At 60.5% G+C, this 7,449-nt stretch carries 9 protein-coding genes; 2 read left to right on the forward strand and 7 right to left on the reverse strand.

Annotated elements, in window-relative coordinates; genetic code table 11:
• The 6 genes from glyS to ACRC1E_RS04010 all read right to left on the reverse strand — a co-directional run.
• A partial coding sequence (gene glyS, locus ACRC1E_RS03985) for a glycine--tRNA ligase subunit beta (protein ID WP_438513824.1) occupies window positions 1–1,348 on the reverse strand: 1,348 nt, incomplete at its 3' end.
• A 2-nt stretch (window positions 1,349–1,350) separates the two neighbouring features.
• On the reverse strand, window positions 1,351–1,776 hold the full coding sequence (locus ACRC1E_RS03990) for a surface-adhesin E family protein (RefSeq protein WP_438513816.1): 426 nt from the start codon (window positions 1,774–1,776) through the stop codon (window positions 1,351–1,353).
• 1 nt (window position 1,777) lies between these two features.
• Window positions 1,778–2,671, reverse strand: a complete 894-nt coding sequence (gene glyQ / locus ACRC1E_RS03995; protein WP_438513817.1) for a glycine--tRNA ligase subunit alpha — start codon at window positions 2,669–2,671, stop codon at window positions 1,778–1,780.
• A gap of 114 nt (window positions 2,672–2,785) precedes the next feature.
• On the reverse strand, window positions 2,786–4,150 hold the full coding sequence (hemG, locus tag ACRC1E_RS04000; protein WP_438513818.1) for a protoporphyrinogen oxidase: 1,365 nt from the start codon (window positions 4,148–4,150) through the stop codon (window positions 2,786–2,788).
• Between the two features lie 101 nt (window positions 4,151–4,251).
• Complete coding sequence (gene tdh / locus ACRC1E_RS04005) at window positions 4,252–5,277, reverse strand: L-threonine 3-dehydrogenase (protein ID WP_438513819.1); 1,026 nt, start codon at window positions 5,275–5,277, stop codon at window positions 4,252–4,254.
• Between the two features lie 57 nt (window positions 5,278–5,334).
• Window positions 5,335–6,534, reverse strand: coding sequence for a glycine C-acetyltransferase (locus ACRC1E_RS04010; protein ID WP_438513820.1), 1,200 nt, complete (start codon window positions 6,532–6,534; stop codon window positions 5,335–5,337).
• Window positions 6,535–6,829: 295 nt separating this feature from the next.
• Between ACRC1E_RS04010 and ACRC1E_RS04015 the strand changes: the two genes are divergently transcribed.
• The gene (locus ACRC1E_RS04015; RefSeq protein WP_438513821.1) at window positions 6,830–6,970 is read left to right on the forward strand and encodes a hypothetical protein; all 141 of its coding nucleotides are present in this window, start codon (window positions 6,830–6,832) and stop codon (window positions 6,968–6,970) included.
• Between the two features lie 136 nt (window positions 6,971–7,106).
• Complete coding sequence (locus ACRC1E_RS04020; protein WP_438513822.1) at window positions 7,107–7,256, forward strand: hypothetical protein; 150 nt, start codon at window positions 7,107–7,109, stop codon at window positions 7,254–7,256.
• A gap of 5 nt (window positions 7,257–7,261) precedes the next feature.
• On the opposite strand, the gene ACRC1E_RS04025 is transcribed toward ACRC1E_RS04020, so the two are convergent.
• The coding region (locus ACRC1E_RS04025; protein WP_438513823.1) for a tyrosine-type recombinase/integrase at window positions 7,262–7,449 on the reverse strand (188 nt) is incomplete at its 5' end.

A 7,449-nucleotide genomic window follows, 5' to 3' on the forward strand; every position in this document is an offset into this window, starting at 1 on the left:
TTGCCACCTCGCTTTGCGGCAGGCTGTCACCGGCAAAACGCGGGTGGTAATGGCCTTCGATCGCCGCAGCGACGACTTCGCTCTCGCCATCCTGGCGCGCGTAGTACATCCCCATCACGCCTTGCAGTTCGGGGAACTCGCCCACCATATCGGTGACCAGGTCGGCCTTGGCCAGACGGGCAGCACGACGCGCTGCATCGACATCGGCGCCCAGCTTGGCGGCAATGCTGCCGGCCAGCGTTTCCAGACGGGCGACGCGCTCCAGCTGCGAACCTATCTTGTTGTGGTACACCACGCCGGCGAGCTTCTCCAGACGCGTTTCCAGTTTCTGCTTCTGGTCCTGTTCGAAGAAGAATTTGGCATCCGACAAGCGGGCACGCAGTACACGCTCGTTACCCTGAATGATATGGACCGGATCGGCCGCCTCGATGTTCGACACCAGCAAGAAGCGGTTCATCAGCTTGCCGTTGCGGTCCAGCAGCGGGAAATACTTCTGGTTCTGCTGCATGGTCAGAATCAGGCATTCCTGCGGCACCTTGAGGAATTCGGCTTCGAAGCCGGCTTCCAAGACGACCGGCCATTCCACCAGCCCGCACACTTCGTCAAACAGCGCGTCATCCGCAGCGATCGTCGCCCCCAACACCGCGGCGGCATCATGCAGGCGCTTGGCGATCAGCTCGCGGCGCGCCACAAAACTGGCCACGACTTTACCCTGTTCGAACAGGGTACGTGCGTAGCTGTCGGCCGACTCGACCAGCACGTCACCCTCGCTCATAAAACGGTGGCCACGGGTGGCATTGCGGCTATTGAGCCCCAGCACCGCACCATCGACCACGGTTTCGCCCCACAGCATCATCAGGCCATGCACCGGGCGCACGAATAAATGCTCGCTATCGCCCCAGTGCATCAGCTTGGGTGCCGGCAATTTTTTCATCGCCAGCTCGACAATAGCGGTCAGCACCGTGGTCAGGCTCTCGCCCGGCTTGACGCTCTGGTAGCCGTATACATCCTGCTTGCCATCATTCATGGTCACCAGTTCAGACACCGGCACGCCGCAGGAGCGGGCAAAACCTTCCAGTGCCTTGCTCGGCTGGCCATCTTTCATGCCGGCGGCGAGGGACGGGCCTTTCTTGACGATGGTCTGCTCGGGCTGCAGGTTGAGCACGTCCGGCAGGCTGACAGCCATACGGCGCGGGCTGGCAAACACGGTGGCTTCGGCCTCGGGCGCAATAAACTGCAGGCGTTTCAGTTCGCTGGCGATGGTATCGGCGAAACTGGTGGCCAGTTTAAGCAGGGCCTTGGGTGGCAGCTCCTCGGTGAGGAGTTCGATCAGCAGCGTGGCTTTCATATTCATTGTGTTTTCTTGGTCGGAGCGTTTTGTCCAAGCCGGCACACCTCGCGCATCATCGCGGCGGCGACCGACCCCTGATCAACGGCTTGCCATGCCCAGTCATACTGCGGCAGCGGGAACATCTGCGTGTACACATTGCCGCCGGAGGCGGTATAAAAATTGGCCCCCACAAAGGCATACCGGTAGCGGCTGCAGTCAGCCCAGCCGCTTAAACGGCGGATGTGATAGCTGATGCCCAGCTTGGCATCCTGCTGACGCAGGGTGAAGCGCTCCTGGTTGACGAAGTGGATCCTGCCGTTTTCACGCCAGATGGAAGCCGGATCTATCGCCAGCTGCAGCGCCTGCCCGTCTTCATACACCAGCCAGTTGTCAGCCAGCACCGGCGTGCTGGCCAGACACAGCGAAAGGAGAATCCCGGTCTTCACTTCAATCGGCCTTGGGGCACATCGGGAAACCCAGCGCCTCGCGCGATGCGTAGTAGGCCTGCGCCACACCGCGCGACAAGGCGCGGACGCGGCCGATATAGGCGGCGCGTTCGGTCACCGAGATCGCACCGCGTGCATCCAGCAGGTTAAAGCTATGCCCGGCCTTGAGCACCATCTCGTACGCCGGCAGCGCCAGCGGGATCTCCAATAGGCGGCGGGCTTCGGATTCGTAGTAGGCAAACAGCTCGAACAGTTTGTCGACGTTGGCGTATTCGAAGTTGTAGGTCGACTGTTCGACCTCGTTCTGATGGTAAACATCACCGTAGGTCACGCGCTGGCCGTTCGGGTACACCGTCCACAGCAGGTCGTACACGTTTTCCACCCCCTGCAGATACATCGCCAGACGCTCGATGCCGTAGGTAATCTCGCCCAGTACCGGCTTGCAATCGAGACCGCCAACCTGCTGGAAATAGGTGAACTGCGTGACTTCCATACCGTTGAGCCAGACTTCCCAACCCAGACCCCAGGCACCCAGCGTCGGGTTTTCCCAGTCGTCCTCCACAAAGCGGATGTCGTGCACGGTAGGATCAATGCCCAGCACCTTGAGCGAACCCAGATACAGCTCCTGAATATTGTCCGGGCTAGGCTTCAGGGCCACCTGAAACTGGTAGTAGTGCTGCAGGCGGTTAGGGTTTTCACCGTAACGGCCATCCTTGGGGCGACGCGATGGTTGCACATAAGCCGCATTCCATGGCTCGGGACCAATCGCGCGCAGGCAAGTGGCCGGATGCGAAGTCCCGGCGCCTACCTCCATATCGAAGGGCTGCATCAATACGCAACCCTGCTGGCTCCAATAATTCTGTAGCGTAAGGATGATTTCCTGAAAGGTCAGCATGGCGAGTCAGTATGAAAGAATCAAATGCTGATTCTAACGGTTAGCGCCGGTGGGGAAAAGCAAACGGCAGGCTAGAAAGCCCTGCCGTTGCATGAAAACCCCTTATTTACCCAATCAGGGCACAAATGTGCACGATCCGGCCAGCCGCGTGGCCAGCGCCCTGCCCTTATCGATGCAATCCGGCACCGAGACTCCATCGAGAAAACTGGCACACACATGTATCCCGCGCGCGGCCAGACGCGCCGCCGCCTCGCGGGCAGCCAGCACTTCCACGCTGCCCTGCGCAATGGCGGCCGGCCAGCGCACGATCACCTGCTCGCACGCCGCACCCGACACGCCGAACAAGTCGGCCAGCTCCTGATTCAGGCGCGAGAGCAAAGCCGCATCGTCAAGCGCGGCATGCGCGGCATACTGAGCGCCGCCGACAAAACTGGTGATCAGCATCTCGCCTTCGGCACAGCGCTCGGGGTAGAGCGCACCGGTCATCAGATGGCCGGCAGCAAAGGTTTTTTCACAAGCAGGGTTCAGCCCGCCAAAGCCGGCCAAGGGGCGCGCGACCTGTGCCTGACGCAAGCGCGTCACCACCACGGTCATCGGTACATAGCGGATCGCCGCAAAAGCCGCAGCGGCCTCGGCATCAATGTCCCGCAGCAGGCGTGCCGCTTCAAAAGCGGGTTGCGCCAGCACAATCCGGCTGGCCAAAACCGACTGATCGCCGACCTGCAGTTGCCAGCCTTGCGTACTTTCATGCAGCGCCGTGACCGGGCTATCCAGGCTGACATCCAGCGAACGCGCCAAGGCGCGCGGCAGGCTTTCCAGACCGCCCGCCAGCGAATAGGTATTACGCCGCTGCATGCCGCCCTTGAACATCCGCCGCAGCATACCGCCGGTAATGGAGCCGGCCTCGCGCTCGGCATCGGCCAGCACCGATAGCGTCTCGCTGATCAGCAAACGCTCCGGGTCACCGGCATAGATACCGCCGATAAAGGGATTGATCGCCCTGTCCAGCACTTCACGCCCCAGACGGCGGCGAAAAAAATCGGCCACCGTTTCAGCCTTGGCAAGCGGACGGTTGCGCCGGAACGGCTCGCTCAGGATGCGCAACTTGGCTGCGGGACTAAAAAAGCTGCCGAACAGGAAGCTGCCGGGGCCGGCCGGCAAACGCCGGTACTGCCCGCCACGCAGCACAAAGCGCTGGCGCGACAGGGCCGACGGATATTCGACCTCCAGCCCCAAGTCTGCCAGCCACGCCAGATGCGTCTGGTTAGCCATCAGGGTGTTGGGGCCGGCCTCGAATAGCGCACCGTTCTGGCTAAGAGTACGAATCTTGCCCCCGACCCGGTCACTGGCCTCGAATACGCGCACGCCCATGCCTTGTGCCGCCATAAACCACGCGCAGGACAGGCCGGAAATACCGGCGCCCACGACAGCAACCGGCGGCAAAGCAGAAGGAAAAGTCTGAAGGGTATTATTGTTCATCTAGCAAGCATGCCTGAAGATGGGCTTGCGCCCGTTGAGATGCATCAAGGCCACCGCCCGCGACTGGCGCAGACGGTGGCCTTGATCAATAAAGCGGAGACTTACTGCCAGTCGAGAATGACTTTGCCGCTTTGGCCCGACAGCATGGCCTCGAAGCCCTGCTGGTAGTCATCAACCTTGAAATGATGGGTGATGATGGGGGTGATATCGAGGCCGGACTGGATCAGCGCCACCATCTTGTACCAGGTTTCGAACATTTCGCGCCCGTAGATACCCTTGATCTCCAGACTCTTGAAGATCACCAGATTCCAGTCGATGGCCATCTCGGCTGGCGGAATGCCCAGTAGCGCGATCTTGCCGCCGTTGTTCATCACCTCCAGCATCTGGCGGAAGGCCTGCGGATTGCCGGACATCTCGAGGCCGACATCGAAGCCTTCGCACATGTGCAGCTCGCCCATCACCGTTTTCAGGTCTTCCGTTGCCACATTGACCGCGCGGCTGGCACCCATCTTGCGCGCCAGTTCCAGGCGATGCTCGTTGACATCGGTCACCACCACATGACGCGCACCGACGTGACGTGCAACCGCGACCGCCATGATGCCGATCGGGCCGGCACCGGTAATCAGCACGTCTTCACCCACCATATTGAAGCTCAAGGCGGTATGCACGGCATTGCCGAACGGGTCGAAAATCGCAGCCAAGTCGTCCGAGATGCCCTCAGGAATCGGGAAGGCATTAAAGGCCGGAATCGCCAGATACTCGGCAAACGCACCGGCACGGTTGACGCCGACACCGATAGTATTGCGGCACAGGTGGCGACGGCCGGCACGGCAGTTACGGCAATGGCCACAAGTAATATGCCCCTCGCCGGAGACACGGTCGCCGATGTTGAAGCCTTTCACTTCCGAGCCCATGCCGGCCACCACGCCGACGTACTCGTGGCCGACATGCATCGGCACCGGAATGGTCTTCTGCGACCAGTCATCCCAGTTCCAGATATGGATGTCGGTGCCGCAAATCGCGGTCTTGGTGATCTTGATCAACAGGTCGTTATGGCCGACTTCCGGCATCGGCACATCGGTCAGGGTCAGCCCCGGTGCGCGTTGCAGTTTGGCAAGTGCTTTCATCTTCATATCCTTCTTTCTATGGCCGCAACAGGGGTCGCCCGCTGCGGCGCGGCAAGCTTAAATCACGCCCAGTTCGCGGCCAACCTTGGTAAAGGCGGCGACCACACGGTCGATCTGCTCGGGCGTATGGGCGGCCGACATCTGGGTGCGGATACGCGCCTTGCCCTTGGGCACCACCGGGAAGGAGAAGCCGACCACATAAATGCCTTCTTTCAGCAGCGCGGCCGACATTTCGCCAGCCAGGCGCGCATCGCCCAGCATCACCGGAATAATAGGATGCTCGCCCGGCACCAGGGTAAAGCCGGCGGCCGTCATCGCCGAGCGAAAATGCTCGGCATTGCGCTTGAGGTTCGCGCGCAGTGCGATGCCTTCATCACTCTTGAGGATGTCCAGCACGCGCACGCTGGTGGAGGTAATGGCCGGGGCCAGCGAATTGGAAAACAGATAGGGGCGCGAACGCTGGCGCAACAAATCGACAATAGCCTGATGGCCGGACACATAGCCGCCCGAAGCACCACCCAGCGCCTTGCCCAGCGTGCCGGTATAGATATCGATGCGGTCGGACACGCCGCACAACTCTGGCGTGCCGGCACCGGTTTCACCGATAAAGCCCACCGCGTGCGAGTCGTCGACCATCACTAGCGCACCATGACGGCTAGCCAGATCGCAGATGGATTTGAGGTCGGCGATGATGCCATCCATCGAGAACACGCCGTCGGTCACGATCAGCTTGAAGCGGGCACCGGCCTGCTCTGCGGCAATCAACTGCGCCTCAAGATCGGCCATATCGTTATTGGCGTAGCGGAAACGCTTGGCCTTGCACAGGCGCACACCATCGATAATGGACGCGTGGTTGAGCGCGTCGGAAATCACCGCATCTTCTTCGCCCAGCAGGGTTTCGAATACACCGCCATTGGCATCGAAACAGCTGGAATAAAGGATAGTGTCGTCGGTGCCGAGGAAGGTCGAAATCGACGCTTCCAGCGTTTTATGCACGCTCTGGGTGCCGCAGATAAAACGCACCGAGGCGCAGCCGTAACCGTAATCATCCAGCCCCTGCTTGGCAGCCGCGATCAGGCGCGCATCGTCCGCCAGACCCAGATAGTTGTTGGCGCAGAAATTCAAGACCTGCTGGCCGCCGGCCAGTGTCACATCGGCACTTTGCGGCGAAGCAATCACACGCTCGGGTTTTTCGAAACCGTCGGCACGGATTTGTGCCAGTGTAGCCTCAAGATGGGCGAGATAGGTTCTGTTCATGGCATCCTTGTCCTGTCAAACAGGGTAGAGACCGCGTCGACCAGCGGCGCAGCCATGCAACCCCGAGTAGACCGAGAGAATACCACCCGTACCCTAATATTTGAAAGCAAGCATATGCTTTGCCTTATGGCGATCATGTGGCAATAATTCATCTCCTGCCAAGGCCGGCACGATCCATCCTCCCCCAAACGCTGCCACATTTAGCGCATTCAAATCACAACACGGCATCTTTGTAAAACAGAGCGGCTGCCCCCGTGCTTTAGAAAAAGCCTAATGGAACCGGTTATGATCAGGCGTGACAGTTGCCAAGCCGGCCGATGACAAAGGCCCGCAGTCTTACTACGCATTCCTGCCGACCATCCGCACCGGGGGCAAGCACGGCGAGGCGTTCGGCTACCGCACCGCCAACACCGATGTGCTGGGTTGGGTTGGGTGATCGTACGCGTAAGCGGCAAGAGTATGCCGCAACTCTTGTCGGAAAAGATCCGGCAGAAGCCCGGCACCGAGCAGGACGGGTACATTAACGTCGGCTCGACCGGCACAGCCTGCGCAACCTCGCCCGCTTCGGCGAGATGCTGAGGAATAACGGCGCCTACAACGGCCAGCAGATCGTCTCGGCAGCGGCCATCGCCGACATCCGCAGCAACGACAAGGCCGGCTACAGCCAGTTGCCGGGGTGGAGCTACCGCAAATCACCGTGCGCCGTCAGGCACGACAAATAATGCGCTCACAGGGCATCCAGCGGGCTACTCACACCCCGACCGCCCTTGTTCAGGACATGGGTGTAGATCATCGTGGTGCTAACATCCGCATGGCCCAGTAACTCCTGCACCGTGCGAATGTCGTAACCGGATTCGAGCAGATGAGTGGCAAAGCTGTGGCGAAGTGTATGCGGCGTGGCCGGCTTGGCAATTC

Source organism: Craterilacuibacter sp. (assembly GCF_051659485.1).
Taxonomy (GTDB): Bacteria; Pseudomonadota; Gammaproteobacteria; order Burkholderiales; family Chromobacteriaceae; genus Craterilacuibacter.